The organism is Stenotrophomonas sp. CFBP8980, assembly GCF_034046095.1.
In the GTDB taxonomy this organism is placed as follows: Bacteria; Pseudomonadota; Gammaproteobacteria; order Xanthomonadales; family Xanthomonadaceae; genus Stenotrophomonas; species Stenotrophomonas lacuserhaii.
Genome location: NZ_JAXCXF010000001.1, coordinates 1,275,592 through 1,299,750, shown reverse-complemented (window position 1 = coordinate 1,299,750; position 24,159 = coordinate 1,275,592). Strand labels below are relative to the sequence as shown.

At 65.9% G+C, this 24,159-nt stretch carries 22 protein-coding genes; 6 read left to right on the top strand and 16 right to left on the bottom strand.

The features are described 5' to 3' along the window. The first annotated feature begins 50 nt into the window (after positions 1-50). Positions 51-680 carry a DUF937 domain-containing protein gene (locus SOM47_RS05700; RefSeq protein WP_192083164.1) on the top strand — a complete coding sequence of 210 codons (630 nt, stop codon included), beginning with the start codon at positions 51-53 and terminating at the stop codon, positions 678-680. A 156-nt stretch (positions 681-836) separates the two neighbouring features. Beyond that, positions 837-3,074 (top strand): catalase/peroxidase HPI, encoded by a 2,238-nt coding sequence (gene katG, locus SOM47_RS05695; protein WP_320504996.1) that lies wholly within the window; start codon positions 837-839, stop codon positions 3,072-3,074. A 62-nt stretch (positions 3,075-3,136) separates the two neighbouring features. Here katG and hslR read toward each other — a convergent pair whose 3' ends face one another. Then, on the bottom strand, positions 3,137-3,544 hold the full coding sequence (gene hslR, locus SOM47_RS05690) for an Hsp15 family ribosome-associated heat shock protein (protein ID WP_320504995.1): 408 nt from the start codon (positions 3,542-3,544) through the stop codon (positions 3,137-3,139). Between the two features lie 178 nt (positions 3,545-3,722). On the opposite strand from hslR, the gene SOM47_RS05685 reads away from it, so the two are divergent. Next, positions 3,723-5,210, top strand: a complete 1,488-nt coding sequence (locus SOM47_RS05685) for an MATE family efflux transporter (protein WP_042612638.1) — start codon at positions 3,723-3,725, stop codon at positions 5,208-5,210. Between the two features lie 157 nt (positions 5,211-5,367). Here SOM47_RS05685 and SOM47_RS05680 read toward each other — a convergent pair whose 3' ends face one another. From SOM47_RS05680 to ffh, 8 genes are all read right to left on the bottom strand, one after another. Continuing rightward, positions 5,368-5,748, bottom strand: coding sequence for a DUF6404 family protein (locus SOM47_RS05680; RefSeq protein WP_042612637.1), 381 nt, complete (start codon positions 5,746-5,748; stop codon positions 5,368-5,370). Positions 5,749-5,836: 88 nt separating this feature from the next. Next, positions 5,837-6,244: a 50S ribosomal protein L19 gene (gene rplS / locus SOM47_RS05675; protein ID WP_042612636.1), complete on the bottom strand. Its 408-nt coding sequence runs from the start codon at positions 6,242-6,244 to the stop codon at positions 5,837-5,839. A gap of 156 nt (positions 6,245-6,400) precedes the next feature. After that, on the bottom strand, positions 6,401-7,159 hold the full coding sequence (gene trmD, locus SOM47_RS05670) for a tRNA (guanosine(37)-N1)-methyltransferase TrmD (RefSeq protein WP_320504994.1): 759 nt from the start codon (positions 7,157-7,159) through the stop codon (positions 6,401-6,403). Then, a complete protein-coding gene (gene rimM / locus SOM47_RS05665) occupies positions 7,159-7,671 on the bottom strand; it encodes a ribosome maturation factor RimM (RefSeq protein ID WP_042612634.1) in 513 nt (170 codons plus the stop codon). Before rimM ends, trmD begins: the two co-directional genes overlap by 1 nt. A 43-nt stretch (positions 7,672-7,714) precedes the next feature. Then, positions 7,715-7,975 carry a 30S ribosomal protein S16 gene (gene rpsP / locus SOM47_RS05660; protein WP_042612633.1) on the bottom strand — a complete coding sequence of 87 codons (261 nt, stop codon included), beginning with the start codon at positions 7,973-7,975 and terminating at the stop codon, positions 7,715-7,717. Between the two features lie 102 nt (positions 7,976-8,077). Continuing rightward, positions 8,078-8,881, bottom strand: coding sequence for an aminotransferase class IV family protein (locus SOM47_RS05655; RefSeq protein ID WP_414715758.1), 804 nt, complete (start codon positions 8,879-8,881; stop codon positions 8,078-8,080). Then, complete coding sequence (locus tag SOM47_RS05650) at positions 8,878-9,951, bottom strand: NAD(P)H-dependent flavin oxidoreductase (RefSeq protein WP_320504993.1); 1,074 nt, start codon at positions 9,949-9,951, stop codon at positions 8,878-8,880. The genes SOM47_RS05655 and SOM47_RS05650 overlap by 4 nt, the downstream gene beginning before the upstream one ends. A gap of 43 nt (positions 9,952-9,994) precedes the next feature. Further along, positions 9,995-11,371 (bottom strand): signal recognition particle protein, encoded by a 1,377-nt coding sequence (gene ffh, locus SOM47_RS05645; RefSeq protein WP_320504992.1) that lies wholly within the window; start codon positions 11,369-11,371, stop codon positions 9,995-9,997. A gap of 120 nt (positions 11,372-11,491) precedes the next feature. Between ffh and SOM47_RS05640 the strand changes: the two genes are divergently transcribed. Then, complete coding sequence (locus SOM47_RS05640) at positions 11,492-12,289, top strand: cytochrome C assembly family protein (protein WP_192083156.1); 798 nt, start codon at positions 11,492-11,494, stop codon at positions 12,287-12,289. Between the two features lie 120 nt (positions 12,290-12,409). Here SOM47_RS05640 and radA read toward each other — a convergent pair whose 3' ends face one another. Further along, on the bottom strand, positions 12,410-13,792 hold the full coding sequence (radA, locus tag SOM47_RS05635) for a DNA repair protein RadA (protein ID WP_057509205.1): 1,383 nt from the start codon (positions 13,790-13,792) through the stop codon (positions 12,410-12,412). 163 nt (positions 13,793-13,955) lie between these two features. Here radA and SOM47_RS05630 point away from each other — a divergent pair, with 163 nt between their 5' ends. Next, on the top strand, positions 13,956-16,013 hold the full coding sequence (locus tag SOM47_RS05630) for a putative bifunctional diguanylate cyclase/phosphodiesterase (protein WP_320504991.1): 2,058 nt from the start codon (positions 13,956-13,958) through the stop codon (positions 16,011-16,013). 244 nt (positions 16,014-16,257) lie between these two features. Here SOM47_RS05630 and cyoD read toward each other — a convergent pair whose 3' ends face one another. From cyoD to SOM47_RS05600, 6 genes are all read right to left on the bottom strand, one after another. After that, positions 16,258-16,602, bottom strand: a complete 345-nt coding sequence (gene cyoD, locus SOM47_RS05625; RefSeq protein WP_042613166.1) for a cytochrome o ubiquinol oxidase subunit IV — start codon at positions 16,600-16,602, stop codon at positions 16,258-16,260. Beyond that, positions 16,602-17,240 carry a cytochrome o ubiquinol oxidase subunit III gene (gene cyoC, locus SOM47_RS05620; protein ID WP_042613165.1) on the bottom strand — a complete coding sequence of 213 codons (639 nt, stop codon included), beginning with the start codon at positions 17,238-17,240 and terminating at the stop codon, positions 16,602-16,604. Before cyoC ends, cyoD begins: the two co-directional genes overlap by 1 nt. Beyond that, on the bottom strand, positions 17,237-19,234 hold the full coding sequence (cyoB, locus tag SOM47_RS05615; protein WP_042613164.1) for a cytochrome o ubiquinol oxidase subunit I: 1,998 nt from the start codon (positions 19,232-19,234) through the stop codon (positions 17,237-17,239). Before cyoB ends, cyoC begins: the two co-directional genes overlap by 4 nt. A 2-nt stretch (positions 19,235-19,236) precedes the next feature. After that, positions 19,237-20,283: a ubiquinol oxidase subunit II gene (gene cyoA / locus SOM47_RS05610; RefSeq protein WP_101100241.1), complete on the bottom strand. Its 1,047-nt coding sequence runs from the start codon at positions 20,281-20,283 to the stop codon at positions 19,237-19,239. Between the two features lie 610 nt (positions 20,284-20,893). Beyond that, positions 20,894-22,516 carry an L-lactate permease gene (locus tag SOM47_RS05605; RefSeq protein WP_320504990.1) on the bottom strand — a complete coding sequence of 541 codons (1,623 nt, stop codon included), beginning with the start codon at positions 22,514-22,516 and terminating at the stop codon, positions 20,894-20,896. A 60-nt stretch (positions 22,517-22,576) separates the two neighbouring features. Next, the gene (locus SOM47_RS05600; RefSeq protein WP_320504989.1) at positions 22,577-23,581 is read right to left on the bottom strand and encodes a 2-hydroxyacid dehydrogenase; all 1,005 of its coding nucleotides are present in this window, start codon (positions 23,579-23,581) and stop codon (positions 22,577-22,579) included. Positions 23,582-23,685: 104 nt separating this feature from the next. On the opposite strand from SOM47_RS05600, the gene SOM47_RS05595 reads away from it, so the two are divergent. Further along, on the top strand, positions 23,686-24,024 hold the full coding sequence (locus SOM47_RS05595; RefSeq protein WP_320504988.1) for a hypothetical protein: 339 nt from the start codon (positions 23,686-23,688) through the stop codon (positions 24,022-24,024). The last annotated feature ends 135 nt before the right edge of the window (positions 24,025-24,159 follow it).

The following is a 24,159-nucleotide window of genomic DNA, read 5'->3' as shown; positions in this document are numbered from 1 at the left end:
GCGGGTTCGACACCCGAGTCGCACCCACACCGAGCCGCAGGAGTTCCGCCATGAACACGCAGTCGCTCACCAGCTCCCTCCTCCAGCAGCTGCAGCAGGGTCCGGCCCTGCAGCAGGTGTCCCAGACCCTCGGCGTGGACAGCAACCAGGCCAGCCAGGCAATCCAGTCCGCGCTGCCGCTGCTGCTGGGCGCCCTGGGCAACAACGCCAGCAATCCCCAGGGTGCGCAGTCGCTGCTCAATGCACTGCAGCGTGATCACCTCGGAACCCGCCCGGCCGCCGCCAGCGGCGCAGGCGGTTTCGACCTCGGCGGCCTGCTGGGTGCGGTGCTCGGCGGAGCCGGCGGCCAGGCCACCAATGGCGCTGGCATCCTGGGTCATGTATTCGGCAGCCAGAGTCCGCAGGCCGCGCAGCTGCTGGGCCAGAAGACCGGGCTGGACAGCAGCAGGTCCGGCCAGCTGCTGGCCCTGCTTGCCCCGATCGTGATGTCGTTCCTGGCCCAGAAATTTGCCCAGCAGGGCAACGCCGGCCAGCTCAGCCAGGCCCTCGGACAGGAAGCACAGTCATCAGGCATGGCCGGCGGTGGCCTCGGCGCCCTGCTCGATCAGGACGGCGATGGGCAGTTTGGCCTCGGTGATGTCCTGAAAATCGGCGGTGGACTGCTCGGCAAGCGCCCCTGATTGGGCACGACTGTCCAATCTCTCCTAGTTCATAGCTTCTTACTATTGATGAGGTTGAGCGAATCGAATGTACGTTCCCGCGCGCGGTGCTTACCGTGGGATGGGACATCGATTTACGTTCCCTATAAACATTCGCCAGTACACAGGTAGAGACCCATGAATAGCGAAGCGAAGTGCCCGTTCAACCACGCCGTCACCGGTGAAGGCACCACCAACCGGGACTGGTGGCCCAAGCAACTGCGCGTGGACCTGCTCAACCAGCATTCCTCGCGCTCCAATCCGCTGGATCCGCAGTTCGACTACGCCGCCGCGTTCAAGGGCCTGGACTACCAGGCGCTGAAGAATGACCTGAAAGCGTTGATGACCGATTCGCAGGACTGGTGGCCGGCCGACTTCGGGCACTACGGTGGCCTGTTCGTGCGCATGGCCTGGCACAGCGCGGGCACCTATCGCATCGGCGATGGTCGCGGCGGTGGCGGCCGTGGGCAGCAGCGCTTCGCCCCGCTCAACAGCTGGCCGGACAACGTCAGCCTGGACAAGGCACGACGCCTGTTGTGGCCTATCAAGCAGAAGTACGGACAGGCTGTTTCCTGGTCGGACCTGCTGATCCTCACCGGCAACGTCGCGCTGGAATCGATGGGCTTCAAGACGCTCGGCTTTGCTGGCGGTCGCCCGGATACCTGGGAACCCGACCAGGACGTGTGCTGGGGCCGCGAGACCACTTGGCTCGGCGGCGACGAACGCTACAAGCACGGTTCGGAGGGCGTGGAGAAGGCCGGCGGGGTGCTGGTATCCGATGACGACGCCGACGGCGACGTGCATTCGCGCAAGCTGGAAAACCCGCTGGCCGCCGTGCAGATGGGCCTGATCTACGTGAACCCCGAAGGCCCGGACGGCAACCCCGATCCGTTGCTGGCCGCTTTCGACATCCGCGATACGTTCGGTCGCATGGCGATGGACGATGAGGAAACCGTTGCGCTGATCGCCGGTGGCCACAGCTTCGGCAAGACCCACGGTGCAGGCCCGGCCGACAATGTCGGTCCGGAACCCGAGGCCGATGGACTGGAACGCCAAGGCCTGGGCTGGAGCAACCGCTTCGGCAGCGGCAAGGGCGGGGACACCATCACCAGCGGCCTGGAAGTCACCTGGACGCGCACCCCGGCGCAGTGGAGCCACGACTTCTTCGAGCTGCTGTTCAAGCACGAGTGGGAACTGACCAAGAGTCCCGCCGGTGCCCACCAGTGGGTGGCCAAGGATGCCGAGGCGGTGATTCCCGATGCACACGATGCGTCGAAGAAGCACCGTCCGACCATGCTGACCACCGATCTGTCGCTGCGTTTCGATCCGGCCTACGAAAAGATCTCGCGCCGCTTCCTGGCCGATCCACAGGCCTTCGCCGATGCCTTCGCGCGCGCCTGGTTCAAGCTGACCCATCGCGACATGGGCCCGCGTGCCCGCTACCTGGGCCCGGAAGTCCCCGCCGAAACCTTCATCTGGCAGGATCCCGTGCCGGCCGCTGCGCATCCGCTGGTGGACGCCAGGGACGTGGCCGCGCTGAAGCAGAAGATCGCCGCCAGCGGCCTGGACGTGGCCGAACTGGTGTCCACCGCGTGGGCATCGGCGTCGACCTTCCGTGGCGGAGACAAGCGCGGTGGCGCCAATGGGGCACGCGTGCGCCTGGCACCGCAGAAGGACTGGGCGGTCAACCAGCCGCAGCAGCTGGCCAAGGTGCTGGCCGCGCTGGAGAAAGTGCAGGCCGACTTCAACGGTGCCGGTGGCGCCCAGGTTTCACTGGCTGACCTGATCGTGCTGGCCGGTGGCGTGGGCATCGAGCAGGCGGCAAAGGCCGGTGGCCATGACATCAGCGTGCCGTTCACTCCAGGCCGTACCGATGCCAGCCAGGAACAGACCGATGTGGAATCCTTCGCGGTGATGGAGCCGGCAGCCGATGGCTTCCGCAACTACCTCAAGGGCCGCTACAGCGTCCCCGCCGAAGCGCTGCTGATCGACAAGGCCCAGCAGCTGACCCTGACCGCACCGGAATTGACCGCACTGGTCGGCGGCCTGCGCGTGCTGGGCGCCAACGTGGACGGTGGCAGGGACGGCGTGCTGACCGATCGTGTCGGCACGCTGAGCAACGACTTCTTCGTCAACCTGCTGGACATGGGCACGCAGTGGAAGGCCGCCGGCGATGGCTACGAAGGCAGCAGCCGCAACGGCGGTGGCACGCGCTGGACCGCCAGCCGTGCGGACCTGGTGTTCGGATCGAACTCGGTGCTGCGCGCGGTGGCCGAGGTGTATGCCAGTGCCGATGGCCAGAAGAAGTTCGTGCAGGACTTCGTCGCCGCTTGGACGCGGGTGATGGAGCTGGATCGCTACGACCTGCACGGCTGAAGTCGCAGTCCCTGACCCGGGTGGGTGACGACCGTTGGTCGTCACCGCCTTCCACCCCACACTCAAAGCGCGTCCAGGTCCCCCAACGCGCGGATCAGCTTTCGCGCCCGCTTGTCCGGCTTGTGCTCCGGCGCCTTGTAGCCATCACGCGCCGCGATCCGCACTGCACGCTGCTCTGCACGGCGTGCCTTGGATGCGTCTGTTTCCGCATACAGTTGCTGGGCCACCGGCGCCGGACCGCGCTGGTCGCTCAACGCGGCCACCGCGATTTCGAAGTGCTCTTCGCCGCGCTCGATGGTCAGCTGCTCGCCGACCCGCACCGCGCGCGAGGACTTCGGCCGTTGGCCAGCTACGGTCACCTTTCCGGTTTCAACGGCCTGTTTGGCCAAGCTCCGGGTTTTGAAGAATCGTGCCGCCCATAACCAGATATCCAAGCGGACGCTGGGCTGCGGCAGGGAAAGCTCGGTCATCGACAGGGGTTGCTCCGCGGGCTCGTTCAAGGAGATGCTGCTCAGGACATGCGGCCGTCCCTGCGGCAATCAAGCTTCCTCCTGCTACCTGCTGTGCCCCTCGGTGAATGATTCACCGGCACATCCCGCAGACCCGCCAGATGCTAGTGTGCGCGCACGCCCGTTCGATCTCCAACCCATGGCAAAAGCGCCGCTCGACCTCACTTCCGGCCCCATCGGGCGCAACCTGCTGCTGTTCTCCCTGCCGATCCTGGCGGGCAACATCGCGCAGTCGCTGAATGGCTCGGTGAATGCGGTCTGGGTCGGGCGGTTCCTCGGCGAAGCGGCACTGACCGCGACGGCCAACGCCAACAACATCATGTTCTTCCTGATCGGCTCGGTGTTCGGCATCGGGATGGCCTCGACCATCCTGATCGGCCAGGCGATGGGCGCCAAGGACATCGGCCAGGCACGCCGGGTGATGGGGACCAGCGCCACGTTCTTCATCGGCTTGTCGGTGGTGATCGCCGTGGCCGGCTGGTTCCTGGCGCATCCCCTGCTGGCGGCGATGGGCACGCCGGCGGCCTCGCTGCCACTGGCCGAGGCCTACCTGAAGGTGATCTTCCTGGCGATGCCGACGCTGTACGCGTTCGCGTTCCTCAGCGCGGCGATGCGCGGTGCCGGTGATTCGCGGACGCCGTTCCGCTTCCTGCTGATTTCCGTCGCGCTGGACATCGTGTTCAACCCGCTGCTGATCTTCGGCCTCGGGCCGCTGCCGGAACTGGGCATCGCCGGTGCCGCATGGGCCACATTGATCGCGCAGACGCTGTCGCTGGTTGCGCTGCTGCTGTACATGCGCCACAAGCGCCACGTGCTGTGGCTGGGGCGCAGGGACATGGCGCTGTTCAAAGTGGACCTGCCGATCCTGAAGGCGCTGGTGGTGAAGGGCGTGCCGATGGGCCTGCAGATGGTGCTGATCTCGCTGTCGATGATCATGCTGATGACCATGGTCAACCAGTACGGCACCGATACCGCTGCGGCCTACGGCGCATCGCTGCAGCTGTGGACCTACGTGCAGATGCCGGCGATGGCGATCGGTGCGGCGTGCTCGTCGATGGCGGCGCAGAATGTCGGTGCGCAGCTGTGGGGACGCGTACGTGCCACCGCGCGCCAGGGCGTGCTGTTCAATTTCCTGATGACGGGCGTGCTGATCGCCCCGTTGATCCTGCTTGACCGCTACACGCTGGCACTGTTCCTGCCCGATGGCAGCCAGGCGCTGCAGGCGGCACGGCATCTCAACCACATCGCGGTGTGGTCGTTCCTGTTCTTCGGCGTCAGCTTCGTGATCTCCGGCGTGGTGCGCTCCACCGGCGCGGTGCTGGCGCCGCTGCTGATCCTGGCCGGGTCGTTGTGGGGTGTGCGGGTGCCCTTCGCCGAACTGCTGCAGCCGTATCTGGGCGTGGACGCGATCTGGTGGAGTTTTCCGGCCAGCTCACTGGTGTCGATGCTGCTGTCGCTGGCCTATTACCGCTGGGGCGGATGGCGCAAGGCCCGGATGCTGGACAGCCCCGCGCACGGCACGCCGGCCGAAGTCCCGGCCAGTCCGCCTTCGCCGGTAGCCGACCCGGATGCTGCGTTGGAAATCGCCGCGCCTGCTGCCGCCTCGCCCGCCGCGCCACCGCGCTGAGGCCGCCCGCGCAGGGCCCGCTGCGCTCGCCGACCATGGGTCGGCGCCACCCTGTTCCCGGTAGCGCCGAGCCATGCTCGGCGGAATCTCTCCGCGCAGGGCCCGCTGCGCTCGCCGGCCATGCGTCGGCGCTACCGGGTGTGTCACGGACCTTGCCTCAGGGCGCGATGTCTTTCCACAGCGGCAGGCCCAAGCGCTGCCGCTGATAGCGCAGCATCACCGCCATCAACACGCCGAAGGCCAGGCCGGCCAGGACGGCCGTGGTCACCATCCCCAGCCCGGTCATACCGCTACTGCGCCACAGCATCAGCCACATCACCGTGCCCCAGCCGATGCCGAACCACGCGCCGGTGGTCAGCACATTGGTGGCGAAGCCGGTCAGGATCGGCGGCGCCACGCCCCAGCCCAGCCGCCAGAAAAGGCGGTACAGCGGTGGCGCGGACATCGAGCGCTTCACGCCAGCGGCGTCCAGCTGCTGCAGCGCGCGGCGCACCTGCGGTGGATAGCGCTCGGAAATCGGGGGAGTAGACGTATTCATGCCCGGAACATAGCCGCTGCGCGGACCCAAACGCAAACGGCCGCCCGAAGGCGGCCGTTGCGGCGACAACCGGAGTTGTCGGCAGGTATTACTGGGCAGCCTTGGCAGCCAGGCGCGCGACCTTGGCCTGCGCAGCAGCAGCCAGATCTTCCTTGATGCGGGCAGCCTTGCCTTCCAGGCCACGCAGGTAGTACAGCTTGCCGGCGCGGACCTTACCACGACGCTTCACTTCGACCGAGTCGATGATGGCGCTGTGGGTCTGGAAGACGCGCTCGACGCCGTAGCCGTGCGAGATCTTGCGCACGGTGAAGGCCGAGTTCAGGCCGCCGTTCTTGGTCGCGATCACAACGCCTTCGTAGGCCTGGACGCGCTCACGGTTGCCTTCTTTCACCTTCACGTTCACGACGATGGTGTCGCCCTGGCTGAACTTCGGCAGTTCGCGGGTGATCTGGGCGGCTTCGAAGTCCGCGAGAATGGTTTTGTTCAGCTTGCTCATGGGTTACACCGATTCATATGTTCGGGTGGGCGTGTCATTCGACAGCGTGGGCTCATGCGGTCACTGGACTGTGCCGCACGTTTGTTATGTATGGAGCACATCGACCAGTACGGGCGATGGTAATTCGCAATCATAGCCCAATACGGGCCGTCCTTGCTAGGGGTTCTTGTCGCTTTCCAATCCGTCCCGGCCCTGTGCCAGCAGCTTGCGGTCGGCCTTGTTCAACGTGGACTCGTCCAGTAATTCGGGCCGCCGCTGCCAGGTCCGCAGCAGCGACTGCTGCCTGCGCCATGCGGCGATGGCGGCATGGTTGCCCGAGCGCAGCACATCCGGGACATCGCCCAGCGGATGCTGGGCCGGCTGGCTGAAATGCGGGCAATCGAGCAGCCCCAGTTCACCTTCGAAGCTGTCCTGGGCGGCGGATTCGGCGTCATTCAACGCGCCCTCCTGCAACCTGGCCACGGCGTCGATGATCACCGCCGCCCCCAGTTCGCCGCCGGACAGCACGTAATCGCCGAGGGAAATCTCCTCGTCGACTTCGCTGGCCAGGAACCGCTCGTCGATCCCCTCGTAACGGCCGCAGAGCAGGATCATGCGCGGCAATGCCGCCAGTTCACGCACCTTGGCCTGGGTCAACGGGCGTCCCTGCGGACTCAGGTAGATCACCGGCGCCGGGGTCGGGTCCGCCGCGCGCACCGCGGACAGGCAGGCCTGCAGCGGTTCGATCAGCATCACCATGCCCGGCCCACCGCCGAACGGACGGTCGTCCACGCGACGATAGTTGCCTTCGGCGTAATCACGCGGGTTCCAGCCGTGCAGGCTGAACAACGCTTTTTCCTGCGCCCGGCCGACCACGCCCAGCCCGGCGGACTGGGCAAGGAACTCCGGGAACAGGGTGATGACGTCAAAGCGCATCAGAAGTCCGGATCCCAGTCGACGATGACCAGATTGGCATCGAAGTCCACGGATTTAACGAACTCCGGCTGGACGAACGGGATCATCCGCTCACGGTCGCCCCGGGTGACCAGCACGTCGTTGGAACCGGTGGAGAACAGGTGCGACACCTGGCCCAGCGATACCCCCTCGACGGTCTTGACGTCCAGGCCTTCCAGGTCGACCCAGTAGTACTCGTCCGGCTTCGGCGGCGGCAGCGAACTGCGGGCCACGTAGACCTCGGTACCGCGCATGGCCTCGACCACGTCGCGGTCATCCACGTCGGGGAACCGGGCGATCAGGTGCTTGCCGGTATCGCGGCCGCGGACGCCGGAAACGGTGGATTCCTGCCCCGAAGGGCTGACCACGATCCACGGCTGGTAATTGAAGATGGCAGAACGCGGCTCGGTCCAGGACTCGAGCTTAAGTTCGCCGCGCACACCAAAAGCGCCGGCAACCCTGCCCAGCAGGATCCGGCGCTCGATATCTTTCATCTGCGTATGCCAGATGGGCCGCGACGGGCGCGGCCCTCCAAGATCAGGCCGCAGCGGCCTGGGACTTGGACGCTTCCTTGATCAGGTTGCGGACCTTGTCGGTCGGCTGGGCGCCGTTCTTGACCCAATGGTCAACGCGGGCCAGGTCCAGTTCGATGCGCTTCTCGCCACCCTGTGCAACCGGGTTGTAGAAACCGACGCGCTCGATGTTGCGGCCGTCGCGGGCGCTACGGACGTCGGTCACGATGATGTGGTAGAACGGACGCTTCTTGGCGCCGCCGCGGGTCAGTCGAATCTTGACCATGGTGTATTTTCCTATGTAACCCAGTCGCCAGGATGGCGCGGTAAGCCGACGATTATAGCGGCAGGTTCGGCCCAAGCCAACCCCAGCCTGGGTTTGCGACCTTCACGCCTGCAACGGCTGCCACGGCACCGCGGCCATCACTGCCCTGCCCTGCCCGGCCAGCGCCTCCGATCCGGCCAGCGCGCGGCCATCGATCGCCACCAGCGGCCAGATGCCGCTGGCGTTGCAGGCAAACGCGGCCTGCACCTCGTCCAGTTCTGCCACGCCCACCGGCTTTGCCACCTGCGGCCCATTCCAGTGTTGCCGCAACAGGGTCTCGGCGGTGCCGCGCAGCGCCGGGGCCTGGGGCCATACCAGCTGCCGCCCATCGTGCAGGGCCAGGTTCCAGGTGCTGCCTTCGCTGACCAGACCCTCCTCGTTCAGGAACAGCGCATCGTCGAAGCCGGCGGACATCGCCTCGCGTCGCTGCTGGAACAGACCGAAGGTGCCGACGTGCTTGAGCGCCGGCAATTCGCGTTGATAGCGCACGCTGCACACGGCGCGCGGCGCGCTCAGCCGTACCGGCGCGGACACCGCCACCAGCACGTCCACGGCTACCGTGGCGAGGGGAGCGCGGAAATCAAAAGCACGGGAAAACACCGTCACCCGCAGCGATGCGTCGGCCACTCCGGCATGCTGCAGCGCCTGCGCCATCCATCGCTGCACCTGGCCCTCATCCAGCACGCCGCCGAACAGCACCTGGGTTGCATGGGCCAATCGCTGCAGGTGCAGATCCAGCCCCTGCACCGCATTGCCGCGCACCTGCAGCGAAGTGAAGTGGCCGTAGTTGACCAGGGCCGCGCGCAATGTCGCCGCATCGGCCTGCTCGCCATTGCAGAACAGCGCGGTGCCGGTGGCTGCGCTCACAGGCGTGCCTGCGCGTCCTGCCACCAGCGTTGAAGCAGCGCAGCGGCTGGTTCGGCGCGCGCCATCCACGCCGATTGCCCTGCCCAGGCCTGCATCGAAGCCAGGGCGTTGTCGCGTGCCGCCTGCGCACGCATCGCCGCGGTCAGCCCGCGTTGCACCGGATAGGGCCGCGGCGGCGGCGCATCGGCTTCGGCCGCCGCACGTACATAATCCGTGGCCAGCCCGCGTCCCAGCCGGCCACTGAAGGCACGGGTGGGCCAGGTGTCTTCCGGTTCAGTGGCGGCCAGCGCATCGGCCCATGCCGGCGCGATCGCCGCCTCCGGCGTGCGCAGGAACGCGGTACCGATCTGCACCGCGCTGGCACCCAGGGTCAGTGCGGCGGCGATGCCACGGCCGTCGGCGATGCCGCCTGCGGCAATCACCGGAATATCCAGATGGTCGACCAGGCGCGGCAGCAGCGAGAACAGGCCCACCAGCTGGCGCTCGGCCTGCGCCGGATCAAACGCACCGCGGTGTCCGCCGGCTTCGAAGCCCTGCGCCACCACCGCATCGGCTCCGGTGGCCTGCGCCGCGCGCGCTTCGGCCAATGTGGTGGCACAGGCAATCCAGGCAATACCGGCCTGCTTGAGCTGCTGTACGTGGCGGTCGTCGAGCACGCCCATGATGGTGGACAGCACCGCCGGACGGGCAGCCAACACCGCATTGAACTGATCATCGAAATCCGCCGGACCGGCGTCGCCGGCACTGGCCGGCACCTCCGGCCCCCACTGCGCCAGCAGCGCGCGGGTCGCCGCTTCGGCCTGCGCATCGCGCAGCGCAGGCGCATCGGGGATCCACAGATTGACCTGCGCCGGGCCGCTGCTGCGGCTACGGAACTCATCCATCCAGCGGCCGATATCGGCCGCGGGGGAGAGCACCGCGCCCATCGCGCCCATGCTGCCGGCCGTTGCCAGCGCCGCCGACAGCGGCACCGGACAGGCGCCGGCCATCGGCGCCAGCAGGACCGGCATCTGCAGGTTGAAGCGCTGGCAGAAGCGTTCTACCCGGCCAGCAATTCCATCATCACGCATGCATCGACCCTCTTCGAAGGAGTCCGTGCGGGGCAATCCGGTATCAGCGGAACGGCAGGCCGCGGCCGCCCATGGCGCCCATCATGCCCTTCATGCTGCGCATCATGCCCTTCATGCCGCCGCCGGCCATCTTGCTCATCATCTTTTCCATCTGCATGTACTGCTTCATCAGCTTGTTGACGTCGGCCGGCTGGGTGCCCGAACCGCGCGCGATGCGGGCACGACGCGAACCGTTGAGCAGGCCCGGATTACGCCGTTCCTTCTTGGTCATCGAGCTGATGATGGCGATCATGCGCGGCACTTCCTTGCCCTGGCTGACCTGCGCCTTGAGGTGCTCGGGGATCTGCCCCAGGCCCGGCAGCTTGTCCATCAGCCCGCCGATGCCGCCCATGTTCTGCATCTGCTCCAGCTGGTCGCGCATGTCGTTCAGATCGAACTTCTTGCCCTTGGCAACCTTCTCGGCCAGCTTCTGCGCCTTGTCCTTGTCGACCTGCTGCTCGACCTGCTCCACCAGCGACAGCACGTCGCCCATGTCCAGGATGCGGCTGGCGATCCGGTCCGGGTGGAACACATCCAGGCCGTCCGGCTTTTCGCTGACGCCGACGAACTTGATCGGCTTGCCGGTGATGTAACGCACGCTCAGCGCGGCACCGCCGCGGGCGTCACCGTCGGTCTTGGTCAGCACCACGCCGGTCAGCGGCAGCGCATCGCCGAAGGCCTTGGCCGTGTTGGCTGCGTCCTGGCCGGTCATCGCATCGACCACGAACAGGGTTTCGGCCGGATTGACCGCCGCGTGCAGGGCCTTGATCTCGGCCATCATTGCTTCGTCGATGGCCAGGCGGCCGGCGGTATCGACGATCAGCACGTCCACGAAGGACTTGCGCGCATCATCGATCGCTGCGCGCACGATGGCTTCCGGCTTCTGGTCGGCGCTGGAGGCGAAGAACATCACGCCTACCTGCTCGGCCAGGGTCTTCAGCTGCTCGATCGCGGCCGGACGGTAGACGTCGGCCGACACCACCATCACCTTCTTCTTGCGCTTTTCCTTCAGGTGCTTGGCAAGCTTGCCTACCGTAGTGGTCTTGCCCGCACCCTGCAGGCCGGCCATCAGGATGATCGCCGGTGCCGGCACATTGAGGTTCAGGTCGCTGGCTTCAGCGCCCATCACGTTGGTCAGCTCATCGCGGACCACCTTGATCAGGGCCTGGCCGGGGGTCAGCGACTTCAGCACTTCCTGGCCGACCGCACGCTCCTTGATGCGCTCGATCAGCGCCTGCACCACCGGCAGGGCGACGTCGGCTTCCAGCAGCGCGATGCGCACTTCGCGGGTCGCGTCGCGGATGTTTTCCTCGGTCAGGCGGCCGCGGCCGCGCAGGCGCTCGATGGTGCCGGAAAGGCGCTGGGTCAGGGACTCGAACATGCGATGCAACCTGTCTGGAACGGGGGACAATGAGGCAGACAGTATAGCCGGTCGCCCCGGCGACCCGGGCGCGCGCGATGGGCCGTCGCCACTGCGTTGGGGGTGTGCGAAACTTCCACGATGACAATCGTTCTCATCGCAGCCCTGCTCTACCTGATCGCCACCGCCGCGCTGGTGCGCGCGGTCGGCAGCGATGCGCCGCGCCCGGGCCGCGGTTGGCTGGCCGCTGCGGTGCCGGCGCTGCTGCTGCACGCCGGCTACCACGTGCAGGTGGCGCTGCAGAGCGCCGGCGGGCCGGACATGCACTTCTTCGCCGCGCTGTCGCTGGTCGGCCTGGGCATGGCCGGGCTGACCTCGCTGGTCGGCGCGCGCGGTCGCATGGCCGCACTCGGCGTGGTGGTGTTCCCGCTGGCGGCGGTGCTGTTGGGCGCCTACCACGGCTATGGGCATGAGCCGAGCAAGGAACTGGGCTGGCGGCTTGCCACCCACGCCTGGCTGGCACTGCTGTCCTACGCCACGCTGAGCATCGCCGCGCTGCTGGCGATCATGCAGTGGCTGCAGGAACGCGCCCTGCGTCGGCGCGAATTCCGCCCTTGGCTGCGTGCCCTGCCGCCGCTGGCGGACCTGGAATCCCTGTTGTTCCGGGTAATCACCGTCGGCTTCTTCCTGCTGACGCTGACCCTGGTCACCGGCGTGCTGTTCGTCGATGACCTGCTGGCGCAGAAACTGGTGCACAAGACCGTGCTCAGCGTGCTGTCGTGGATCGTGTTCGGCGTGCTGCTGATCGGCCGCCGTCGTTACGGCTGGCGCGGCCTGAAGGCGGTGCACTGGACCCTGAGCGCGATGCTGCTGCTGTTGCTGGCGTTTTTTGGCAGCCAGTTTGTGATCGAACTGGTGTTCGGGCATACGACCCGCTGAAGCAGCGGGCCGTATTCGCGCACTACCTGATCCGGATCCGGTAGCGCCGAGCCATGCTCGGCGGACACGCCGATATCGTTTGCAGCAGCAAAAGCCGCCGAGCATGGCTCGGCGCTACCGCTACTGTGCAGCCGCTTCCAGCGCTTCGGACAGGCGCTCCACCGCGATCACTTCCATGCCCTTCACCGTGCCGCCCTTGGGCGCGTTGGCCTTGGGTACGATGGCGCGCTTGAAGCCATGGGTGGCCGCTTCGCGCAGGCGGTCTTCGCCATTCGGTACCGGGCGGATCTCGCCGGACAAGCCCACTTCGCCGAAGGCGATGGTCTTCTCCGCCAGGGCGCGATCCTGCAGCGAGGAAAGCACCGCCAGCAGCACCGGCAGATCGGCTGCGGTCTCCTGCACGCGGATACCGCCGACCACGTTGACGAACACGTCCTGGTCGCCGACCAGCACCCCGCCATGGCGATGCAGCACCGCCAGCAGCATCGCCAGCCGGTTCTGTTCCAGGCCCACCGCCACGCGGCGCGGATTGGACAGCGGCGAGGCATCCACCAGCGCCTGCACTTCCACCAGCAACGGCCGCGTGCCCTCGCGGGTGACCATCACGCAGGAGCCCGGCTGCCGCGTGCTGCCGCCGGACAGGAAGATCGCCGAAGGGTTGGAGACCTCTTTCAGGCCCTTGTCGCCCATCGCGAACACGCCCAGTTCGTTGACCGCACCGAAGCGGTTCTTGAACGCGCGCAGCAGGCGGAAACGGCTGCCACTCTCGCCTTCGAAATACAGCACCGCATCGACCATGTGCTCCAGCACGCGCGGGCCGGCGATACCGCCTTCCTTGGTGACATGGCCGACCAGGAACACGGCGGTGCCGGTCTCCTTGGCAAATCGCACCAACCGCGCGGCGCTTTCGCGGACCTGGCTGACCGAGCCGGGGGCGGCGGTCAGCGATTCGGTCCACAGGGTCTGGATGGAGTCGGCCACGATCAGCCGCGGCTTGGCTTTGCCGGCGTGCTGCAGGATGGTTTCCACGCAGGTTTCGGCCAGCGCGTTGACGCCCTCCAGCGGCAGCTCCAGCCGGTGCGCGCGGCCGGCCACCTGGGCCAGTGACTCTTCGCCGGTGACATAGAGCACCGGCAGTTCGGCGGCCATGAGCGCCACCGCCTGCAGCAGCAGGGTCGACTTGCCGATGCCCGGATCACCGCCAACCAGCACCACCGCGCCCTCCACCAGGCCACCACCGAGCACCCGGTCGAACTCGCCGATGCGGGTGGTGACACGGATGTGGTCGGTCTGCGCCACGTCCTTCAGGGCGGTGACCTTGGGCGGATCGATCTTGCCGGCCCAGCCGCTGCGACGTGAGGCCGGCGCACCGGCCGCCGCCGCGCTTTCCACGACGATTTCCGACAGCGTGTCCCAGGCCTTGCACTCGGTGCACTGGCCCTGCCATTTGCTGTAGTCGGCGCCACATTCGCTGCAGACGTAGGCGGTGCGGCTCTTGGCCATGATCATTCCGGTTGCGCGTTGGATGGCGAGCATAGCCGAGCCCCGTCGCAACCGCTGCGACCGCCCCCCCGCGGGCAGCGTGATGCTCCACTCAGGTTCAGCGCAGACCGGCCGATACCATGTGCGCCGCCATGCGCGCCCTCCCCCATTCCAAGGACTTTCCATGACTGGCAGCTACAGCCAGAGCCTCGTCTTTTTCTCGTTGTTGGTGGCCGTATTGGCCTCCTACACGGCACTGGACATGGCAGGCCGACTGGCCACGGCGCAAGGGCGCGTGGCGCGCTGGTGGCTGGCCGGCGGCGCGGCGGCGATGGGATTGGGCATCTGGTCGATGCACTTCATCGGCATGCTGGCCTTCAAGCTGCCGATCCCGATCGGCTACGACCTGGCCATCACCGTGTACTCGCTGGCGGTATCGGTGGGCGCCTCGGCGTATGCGCTGTGGCTGGTCTCGCGTCCGCAGCTGCCCACCCGCCGCCTGTTCGCCGGTGCGCTGCTGATGGGCCTGGGCATCGCCGCGATGCATTACCTGGGCATGGCCGCGATGCGCATGCAGCCGGGAATCGATTACGACCCGCTGTGGTTCATAGCCTCCATCCTGATTGCCATCGGCGCGGCCGGCGCAGCGCTGTGGATCGCCTTCCGCCTGCGCATCGAAGGCCGCAATACCCGCCGCCTGCGCGGCGCCGCGTCGCTGGTGATGGGCCTTGCCATCGTCGGCATGCACTACACCGGCATGGCCGCCGCACGCTTCCCGCTGGGCAGCCTGTGCGGGGCGGTGATCGACGGTGGCATCGACGCGCAATGGCTGGCGGTGCTGGTCATCGTCACCACGCTGGGCACCATCGGCATCGCGCTGGTGGCCTCGCTGTTCGACCGCCAGATGCGCGAACGCACCGGCCTGCTGGCCGAGTCGCTGGAACGCGCCAATGACAAGCTGCTGCAGGCTGCGCTGCACGATCCGCTGACCCAGCTGCCAAACCGTTCGCTGCTGCAGGATCGCATCGAGCAGGCCATCGAAAAAGCACGCCGGCGCAACCACGCCGTGGCAGTGATGTTCTGTGATCTGGACGGCTTCAAGACCGTCAACGATGCCTACGGCCACCAGCTCGGCGACCGCCTGCTGGTGAAGGTGAGCCAGCGCATCGGCTCCCTGCTGCGCCCGCAGGACACACTGGCACGCCTGGGTGGCGACGAGTTCGTGATCGTGCTGCCCATCGAGGAACCCGACGATGCGATGGTGGTGGCCGAACGCATCATCGCGGCCGTGGCCGAACCCTTCCTGATCGAGGCGGCCGAACTGCAGGTTACCGCCAGCCTGGGTATTGCGCTGTATCCGGACGATGCGGCCGACGAACGCGAGCTGATGGCCAACGCCGATGCCGCGATGTACCACACCAAGCAGGAAGGGCGGAACGGCTACACCTTCTTTACCCCGTCCATGCAGGTCAGCGCCAACCGCCAGCTGCGGCTGCTGCAGGACCTGCGCAAGGCCACCGGACGCGGCGAGCTGCTGCTGCACTACCAGCCCAAATTTGTCGCCGCCGGCGCCCCTGCGGTGGGCGCTGAAGCGCTGCTGCGCTGGCAGCACCCGGAGCTGGGCATGCTGGCGCCGGACATCTTCATTCCGATCGCCGAGCGCAGCGGCTTGATCCTGCCGATTGGCGACTGGGTACTGGACCAGGCATGCGCGCAGCTGCGGGCATGGCATGACGCCGGCAATCCGCACTGGACGATGGCGGTGAACCTGTCGCCGCTGCAGTTCGCCGCGGCCGGCCTGGTGGAAACGGTAAAGGAAACGCTGGAACGGCATGGTCTGGAGGCCAGCCGGCTGACGCTGGAGATCACCGAAACCACGGCGATGAAGAACGTGGAAACCAGCCTGCAGATCCTCAACGCGCTGACCGCGCTGGGCGTGCGGATCTCGATCGATGACTTCGGCACCGGCTACTCCAGCCTGCTGTACCTCAAGCGCATGCCGGCCACCGAATTGAAGATCGACCGCGCCTTCGTACGCGACCTGGAAGACAACGCCGAGGATGCAGCCATCGTGTCCTCGATCGTCGCACTGGGTCGTTCGCTGCAGTTCAACGTGGTGGCCGAAGGCGTGGAAACCGCCGGCCAGCGCGACTACCTCAGCAGCCTGGGCTGCGACCAGCTGCAGGGCTATCACCTGGGCCGCCCGATGGCCCCGGACGAGTTCCTGCGCAAGGTCGCCTGAGGGTAGTGACGGCCGCTGGCCGTCAACACCCATCACGGTAGTGACGGCCGCTGGCCGTCAACACGAGAAACCCATGACGGCCAGCGGCCGTCACTACCGGGGCAATGCGCCCAACCCATGACGGCCAGCGGCCGTCACTACCGGGGCAATGCGTCCAACCCATGACGGCCAGCGGCCGTCACTACCCAGCAAAAAGGCCACCCCGAGGGGTGGCCTTTTCGTTTGCGGCAACGTCGCGAAGACGTCAGTGCATCATGTGCACGTTCATGTTGTGCATGACCCACAGGGTGCCGGCGACGATGATGCCGATCACCACGACGGTGAACACCGCCGCATTGACGTTCCAGCGGCTTTCCGACGAGCGGTCCAGGTGCAGGAAGAACACCAGGTGGACCAGCATCTGCAGCACCGCGGAGACCGCGATCACCACGCCGCTGACGGTTCGGGAGAAATCACCCGACATCACCACCCAGAACGGGATGACGGTCAGGATCACCGCCAGCACGAAGCCGATCAGGTACGACTTGACGCTGCCGTGGCTTTCGCCGCCGGCGCCGTGGCCATGGTCGTGTGCGTTGTCATGTGCCATTACAGCGCTCCATTGAGGTAGACGACGGAGAACACGCCGATCCAGATCAGGTCCAGGAAGTGCCAGAACAGGCTCAGGCACGCCAGGCGGGTCTTGTTGGTCGCGGTCAGGCCGTTCTGCTTGACCTGGATGAACATCACCAGCAGCCACAACAGGCCGGCGCTCACGTGCAGGCCGTGGGTACCCACCAGGGCGAAGAACGCCGACAGGAAGGCACTGCGGTCCGGACCGTAACCCTGGTGGATCAGGTGGTTGAACTCCCAGACTTCCATGCACATGAAGCCGAAGCCCAGCAGCCAGGTGATGCCCAGCCACAGGTACAGCTGGCCGACCTTGTTCTTGTGCATGGCTATCATGCCCAGGCCGAAGGTCAGCGAGGAGGTCAGCAGCAGCGCGGTTTCCCACGCAACGAACGGCAGCTCGAACAGATCGCCCGGGCCGGGGCCGCCGTCGGTACCACCGACCAGCACCACGTAGGTGGCAAACAGCGAAGCGAAGATGAGGCAATCGCTCATCAGGTACACCCAGAAACCGAAGACGGTGTTGCCGCCGGTGTCGTGGTGCTCGTGCTCGTCATGGCCATGGGCCGCCGCTTGCGCAGCGTGCCCGTGGTTCACGGTTGGGGTATGGGTGCTCATGCCTTCAGCTCCGACTTGACCAGGCCCTGGGCAACCAGGTGCTTGCGGTGTTCGTTTTCGATGCGCTCCACTTCGGCGGCCGGGACCCAGTAGTCCACGTCCTTGTCGAAGGTGCGGTAGATGAACGTGCCGATCATGCCGACCAGGCCGATGATGGCCAGCCACCAGATGTGCCAGATCATCGCAAAGCCGAACACCATGCTGAAGGCACCGATCACCACGCCCGTTCCGGTGTTGCGCGGCATGTGGATGTCGGAGTACCTGGCCGGCTTCGGCCAGGCTTCACCACGCTGCTTGCGCGCCCAGAAATCGTCCAGCTCGGTGACCTGCGGCAGCGTACCGAAGTTGTAGAAGGCCGGCGGCGAAGAGGTTTCCCACTCCAGCGTACGGGCATCCCACGGATCGCCGGTCAGGTCCATGTTCTTCTTGCGGTCGCGGATCGACACGAAGACCTGGATGACCTGGCACAGGATGCCGGCGCCGACGATGAAGGCACCACCTGCAGCGATCAGCAGCAGCGGCTCGTAGGCTGGGTTGACAGTGCTCTGCAGGCGACGGGTCATGCCCATGAAGCCCAGCACGTACATCGGCATGAAGGTCACGTAGAAGCCGATGAACCAGCACCAGAACGCGGCCTTGCCCCAGAACTCATTGAGCTTGTAGCCGAACATCTTCGGCCACCAGTAGGTGATGCCGGCGAACATGCCGAACACCACGCCGCCGATGATGACGTTGTGGAAGTGGGCGATCAGGAACAGGCTGTTGTGCAGCACGAAGTCGATGGCCGGGATCGCCAGCATCACGCCGGTCATGCCGCCGATGACGAAGGTGATCATGAAGCCGATGGTCCACAGCACCGGAGAGGTGAAGTGCACGCGACCGCGGAACATGGTGAACAGCCAGTTGAAGATCTTCACGCCGGTGGGGATGGAGATGATCATCGTCGTTATGCCGAAGAAGGCATTGACGTTGGCACCCGAACCCATGGTGAAGAAGTGGTGCAGCCACACGATGAAGGACAGCACGCCGATGGCGGCCGTTGCATACACCATGCCCTTGTAGCCGAACAGCGCCTTGCGCGAGAACGTGGCGATCACTTCGGAGAACACGCCGAAGGCCGGCAGCACCAGGATATAGACTTCCGGGTGGCCCCAGATCCAGATCAGGTTGATGTACAGCATGGCGTTGCCGCCACCGTCATTGGTGAAGAAATGCGTGCCCAGGTAACGGTCCAGGGTCAGCAGCACCAGGGTGATGGTCAGCACCGGGAAAGCGGCGACGATCAGGATGTTGGTGATCAGCGCGGTCCAGGTGAAGATCGGCATCTGCATCAGCTTCATGCTGGGCGTGCGCATCTTCAGGATGGTGATGAAGAAGTTGATGCCGCTCAGCGTGGTACCCAGGCCTGCTACCTGTAGTCCCCAGATGTAGTAATCCATGCCGACGCTTGGACTGTACTCGATGCCGGACAAGGGCGGGAATGCCAGCCAGCCGGTTGCGGCGAACTCACCGATCCACAGCGAAAGCATGATCAGCACCGCACCGGACACGAACAGCCAGAAGCTGAGCGAGTTCACGAACGGGAACGCGACGTCGCGCGCACCGATCTGCAGCGGCACGGCCAGGTTCATCAGGCCGGTGATCAGCGGCATCGCCACGAAGAAGATCATGATCACGCCGTGGGCGGTGAAGATCTGGTCGTAGTGGTGCGGCGGCAGGTAACCCTCGGACCCGCCGACGGCGATGGCCTGCTGGGTACGCATCATGATGGCGTCGGAGAAACCGCGCAGCAGCATGACGAAGGCGACGATGAGGTACATCACGCCGATCTTCTTGTGATCCACCGAGGTGAACCACTCCTTCCACAGATAACCCCACAGCTTGAACTTGGTGATCAGGGCGACAACGCCCAGGCCACCAAGGATCGCGCCGATCAACGTCGTCAGGACGATCGGATCGTGGGGGATCGACTCAATAGAGAGCTTACCCAGCATGTTCATTCTCCCGAGCCCTCGTGGCCGGCATGGCCCGCGTGCTCGTCGTGGTTGGTGTTGGCGTCGAGGTTCTCGCCAGACGCCTTGGACTCGTGGTCGTCCATCGGCGCATGGCCCTCATGGTCTTCCTGCGAGCCCGCGTCGGCCGCCGCAGCACCGGCATGGGCGTGCTTCATGCCGTAGTGCTTGTTGTCACCCATGTGCTTGGCGATGACCCAGTCGAACAGGCCCTCTTCCACCTGACCGTAATAGGTCACCGGATGCCAGTCGGAGTTGCGCTCTTCGCCCAACGCACGGAAGGTGTCCTTGTTCAGGCTGTTGCCCTGTTCGGCACGCACCTGGTCCACCCACGCGCGGTATTCCGGTTCGGTAACCGAATGGGCGGTGAAATGCATCTTGGCGAAGCCGGCACCGCTGTAGTGCGAGGACATGCCCGGGAATTCACCGGTCTCGTTGGCGATCAGGTGGAGCTTGGTCTCCATCGCGGCCATCGAGTAGATCATGCTGCCCAGATGCGGGATGAAGAACGCATTCATCACGGTATCGGAGGTGATCTTGAAGTTCAGCGGGGTGTTGACCGGGAACTTGATCTCGTTGACCACGGCGATCTTTTCTTCCGGATAGACGAACAGCCACTTCCAGTCGAGCGAGATGGCCTCGATCACGACCGGCTTGACGTCCGATTCAATCGGGCGATACGGGTCCAGCGCGTGGGAAGACCGCCAGGTCAGCACGGCCAGCACCAGCACGATCATGCAGGGGATCGACCAGACCACCACTTCGATCGCGGTGGAATGCGACCAGTTCGGCTCGTAACGGGCCTTGGTGTTGGAAGCGCGATACTTCCAGGCGAACGTCAGGGTCATGATGATGACCGGGACGACGACCAGCAGCATCAGCACGACAGCCGTGATCAGCAGGGTCTTCTCATCCTGGCCGATCTGGCCCTTCGGATTCAGGATGGCCGTGTTGCAGCCGGTAAGGAACACCGCCAGTGCGAACAGCAGGCCCGGACGCAAGAAGCGTCCAAGGGTTTTCAACGGAATCATCGGTCGATCCAATTGCGAGGGAATGCCACCCCGCCCTGCCCAGTCCGGCAAAAGCCGGCCCGACCTGTCAGGGATCGACGGGTTCGGAGAACGGGGGAAGAGTCAGCTTTTCAAGTTTAGGCCGTCACTGCCCATTTAAGAAAGCCATTGACATTGATCTGACGCAGTTTTCGACGTTCTCGGCCTGCGACACGTTGTCGCAGTCGCCTGTCGCAGGCGCAGGTCGCCCGAAAAGCGCACCCCATGGATGCCGACCGCCGCCCTTGTGCGCGACGACTGCCGCTCTGGTGGGTGACGACCGTTGGTCGTCACGCTCTTCCCCCAGGCACCCTACCCCTTGCCCCCAAGCAGGGCAACCAACCAGATGAAAAAAAATACGGCGGATGGGCATGACCCCATGCAGACGCCCCCCTGTGAGGACGAGGACGCCACACTTCCGCCGTTGCCCAATGACAGGCTGAAACGGTGGCGACGCCCTCGAGAGAAGGGGCCGCCACCGGCCGGAGGAGCTGCGTCCAGCACGTTCATCGTGTGGCCTGACGTCATCGCCGTACATGAGAAAAATTGCGAAATGCGTGCTTTTCGGCCGCCAAGGCGCGTGGGTGCCCCCCTACCCCAGCAACACCGACAGCCCCCACGTGCACAGGCATACATAAGCCAGCAGACCCAGGCTGATGCCCAGCGTGGTGCGCATGATCGCCGACTCCTGCCCCACCAGCTTGACCGCTGCGGCGGCGATGGCGATCGACTGCGGGGACACCAGCTTGGCCATCACCCCGCCGGCCGTGTTGGCCGCCACCAGCAGGGCTTCGGGCACCCCGATCTGGGCGGCGGTGACCGCCTGCAGATGGGCGAACAGGGTATTGCTGTTGACCACCGAGCCGGTGATGAACACGCCCATCCAGCCGATCACCGGCGACAGCAACGGGAACACGCCGCCGGTCTGCGCCAGCGCCAGCCCGATGGTGGACGAGGCGCCGGAGTAATTGGTGATGTAGGCCACCGCCATCACCAGCGACACCGTGGCCAGCGGCTTCCACATCTCCCGGCCGGCCTGTGCCAGCTCCTCCCCGGCCATGCGCAGGTTGAGCCGGGGCGACAGCACCACGGTCAGCACGGCAGCCACCAGGATGGCGGTACCTGAAGCATTCAACCAGCCGACATTCCACACCGCCGGCAGCGTATGCACGTTTTCCACCAGCGGCGGCAACTCCTGCACGCGGCCATCCAGCAGACGGATCGGAAGGTGCAGCACGGTGCTGCCCAGCGCACCGCCGGCGGCGAACAGCGCCTTGAACGCCGGCAGGCTCCACAGCAGGATGGCGCCGGTAAGAATGTAGAACGGCGACCACGCCAGCAGCACCTCCTTCAAGGTGTAGCGCTGCACCGGCCCCGGCGGCGTATCCGCTTCACGGTAGATGCGGCGGGGCCGCCAGACCTGCATGAAGCCGGCCAGTGCGGCCATCGCCGCCAGCGGTCCGATGATGTCCACCAGTTCCGGCCCCAGCAGATACAGCACCGCCGTCTGCACGCCACTGAATACCCCGCCCACCACCAGCAGCACCGGCCAGGTCTCGCGCACACCGCGCCAGCCATCCAGCATCAGCACCAGGATCGCCGGGGACAGCAGCGCGATCACCTGCACCAGCGCCATCAGCATCAGCGACATCGCATCCAGGCTGACCCCGCCCTGCTGCGCGCCCACCAGCACCGGGATGCCGATCGCCCCGTACGCACCGGCCGCGCCGTTGGCCAGCAGGCACAGCATGGCCGCCTTCAACGGGCGGAAACCCAGCTCCACCAGCAACGCGGCGCAGATGGCGATCGGCACGCCGAAGCCGGCCGCGCCCTCCAGGAAGCCACCAAAGCAGAACGCGATCAGCAGCACCTGGATGCGCTGGTCTTCGGAGATGGTCGCGATGCTGCCGCGGATCACCTCGAACTTGCCGCTGCGGATGGCGAGTTTGTACAACCACACGGCCATCAGCACGATGAAACTGATCGGGAACACGCCGTTGGCGATGCCCAGCAGCCCGGCCCCGGCGATGGTGCCGGCCGGCATGCCGAATACCAGGGCAGAAACCAGCGCGGACACCACCACCGCCAGCAACGCGGCGGTCAGCCCTTTCAAGCGCAGCACGGTCAATGCCAGCAGGAATACCAGCACCGGCAAGGCGGCCAGCAGCGCCGAAAGATTGGAGTTACCCAGCGGATCGTAGTTCTGTTGCCACATGGTCCGCCTTCCTATGGTGGTGCCGGGCATGCCCGGCGGGTGCGCGCATGAAGACCGTTGTTACGCCTTGGCTACCTTGTTGGGACAGTCGGTGCCGGCAGCGAAATGCTGGAGATTCCCCAGCGTGGTCTCGGCGATTTCCTGCAGCGCCTCGGCGGTGAAAAACCCCTGGTGGCCGGTCACCAGCACATTGGGGAAAGTCATCAGGCGCTGGAACACATCGTCGTCGATGATCTGTCCGGAACGGTCCTGGAAGAACAGCGCGCTTTCCTGCTCGTACACATCGATGGCCAGGTGACCGAGCTGCCGCGACTTCAGCGCGCGGATCACCGCATCGGTATCCACCAACCCGCCGCGCGAGGTATTGACCAGCATCGCGCCGCGCTTCATCAGCGCCAGCGAATCATCGTTGATCAGGTGCTGGGTTTCCGGTGTCAGCGGGCAGTGCAGCGACACGACATCCGAACGTGCCAGCAGCTCCTGCAACGGCACGAACTGGCCCAACCCGGCGAAGTCCGGCGACGGATAAAGGTCATGGCCGAGCACGATGCAGCCCATGCCGTGCAGGATGCGCGCGGTCGCCAGACCGATCTTTCCAGTGCCGACGATACCCGCGGTCTTGCCATGCAGGGTGCGGCCGAGCAGGCCTTCAAGCATGAAGTTGCCCTCCCGCACCCGGTTGTACGCCCGGTGCGTCTGGCGGTTGAGCGTCATGATCAACGCCAGCGTGTGCTCGGCGACGGCCTCGGGCGAATAGGCGGGCACGCGCGCGACAAAGAACCCCAGGCCTTCGGCGCTGGCGAGGTCGACATTATTGAAACCGGCGCAGCGCAGCAGCACCGCGCGCACCCCCATTCCATGCAATGCCTGCAGCACCGGGGCGTCCAGACGGTCGTTGACGAACACGCAGACCGCGTCGCAATCCTGCGCCAGAGTGGCCGTGTGGACGTCCAGCGTGGCGTCGTAATACTGGAACTCGACCCCGTTGGCCGCCCCTCCTTGCTGATTGGCTTCATCCAACGAGCGGCGGTCATAGGGGCGTGCGCTGAAAACGGCGACTTTCATACAGGACTTCCTTCCCCATGACGTTTTGCGGACTGTAACAGGCGCGAGGCTCACCCGGCGCTACACTGTCGATCAACCGCCCATCAGGCCCCGCCATATTGCTCATGTCACGCATCGTCCGCTGGACGACCTCCCCTGCGGGCAAGCGCACGCTGTTCCTGCTGACCACGGTGTTCGCGCTGCTGGTGGCCTGTAACCCGGAGCTGCTGCCGCTGCTGCCGGTGGTGGATGCGCTGGGCCTGGACGTGCTGGCGATGCTGCTGGGGGCGCAGATGCTGGCGACCTTGCCGTGGCTGCGCGGCCATGCGGGGCCGGCGCTTGGCGTGGCGCGGCGGGCGCTGGCGGGCATCGCGGCGGGCGCGATGGGCGGCTACCTGCGGCAGCTGGCATTCGGTGTGGGTCGGCTGGGATCCGGTGCACTTTTCCCGGCACGCGCGGGCTGATACCGACGCACCGGACGACGGACGCCGCCTGCTTTTGAAGATCCGCCCATGTACGGGTGGGGCAATGGCTGATGGGATGGCCGTGCTGATGACGAAGAGCATCAGTCGGGATTGCCATCCTGTTTGAGACATTGA

Coding starts and splice junctions, on each gene's coding strand:
- SOM47_RS05700 (WP_192083164.1), top strand. CDS start 51: ATGAACACGCAGTCGCTCACCAGCTCCCTCCTCCAGCAGCTGCAGCAG.
- katG (WP_320504996.1), top strand. CDS start 837: ATGAATAGCGAAGCGAAGTGCCCGTTCAACCACGCCGTCACCGGTGAA.
- hslR (WP_320504995.1), bottom strand. CDS start 3,544: ATGACCGAGCTTTCCCTGCCGCAGCCCAGCGTCCGCTTGGATATCTGG.
- SOM47_RS05685 (WP_042612638.1), top strand. CDS start 3,723: ATGGCAAAAGCGCCGCTCGACCTCACTTCCGGCCCCATCGGGCGCAAC.
- SOM47_RS05680 (WP_042612637.1), bottom strand. CDS start 5,748: ATGAATACGTCTACTCCCCCGATTTCCGAGCGCTATCCACCGCAGGTG.
- rplS (WP_042612636.1), bottom strand. CDS start 6,244: ATGAGCAAGCTGAACAAAACCATTCTCGCGGACTTCGAAGCCGCCCAG.
- trmD (WP_320504994.1), bottom strand. CDS start 7,159: ATGCGCTTTGACGTCATCACCCTGTTCCCGGAGTTCCTTGCCCAGTCC.
- rimM (WP_042612634.1), bottom strand. CDS start 7,671: ATGAAAGATATCGAGCGCCGGATCCTGCTGGGCAGGGTTGCCGGCGCT.
- rpsP (WP_042612633.1), bottom strand. CDS start 7,975: ATGGTCAAGATTCGACTGACCCGCGGCGGCGCCAAGAAGCGTCCGTTC.
- SOM47_RS05650 (WP_320504993.1), bottom strand. CDS start 9,951: ATGCGTGATGATGGAATTGCTGGCCGGGTAGAACGCTTCTGCCAGCGC.
- ffh (WP_320504992.1), bottom strand. CDS start 11,371: ATGTTCGAGTCCCTGACCCAGCGCCTTTCCGGCACCATCGAGCGCCTG.
- SOM47_RS05640 (WP_192083156.1), top strand. CDS start 11,492: ATGACAATCGTTCTCATCGCAGCCCTGCTCTACCTGATCGCCACCGCC.
- radA (WP_057509205.1), bottom strand. CDS start 13,792: ATGGCCAAGAGCCGCACCGCCTACGTCTGCAGCGAATGTGGCGCCGAC.
- SOM47_RS05630 (WP_320504991.1), top strand. CDS start 13,956: ATGACTGGCAGCTACAGCCAGAGCCTCGTCTTTTTCTCGTTGTTGGTG.
- cyoD (WP_042613166.1), bottom strand. CDS start 16,602: ATGGCACATGACAACGCACACGACCATGGCCACGGCGCCGGCGGCGAA.
- cyoC (WP_042613165.1), bottom strand. CDS start 17,240: ATGAGCACCCATACCCCAACCGTGAACCACGGGCACGCTGCGCAAGCG.
- cyoB (WP_042613164.1), bottom strand. CDS start 19,234: ATGCTGGGTAAGCTCTCTATTGAGTCGATCCCCCACGATCCGATCGTC.
- cyoA (WP_101100241.1), bottom strand. CDS start 20,283: ATGATTCCGTTGAAAACCCTTGGACGCTTCTTGCGTCCGGGCCTGCTG.
- SOM47_RS05605 (WP_320504990.1), bottom strand. CDS start 22,516: ATGTGGCAACAGAACTACGATCCGCTGGGTAACTCCAATCTTTCGGCG.
- SOM47_RS05600 (WP_320504989.1), bottom strand. CDS start 23,581: ATGAAAGTCGCCGTTTTCAGCGCACGCCCCTATGACCGCCGCTCGTTG.
- SOM47_RS05595 (WP_320504988.1), top strand. CDS start 23,686: ATGTCACGCATCGTCCGCTGGACGACCTCCCCTGCGGGCAAGCGCACG.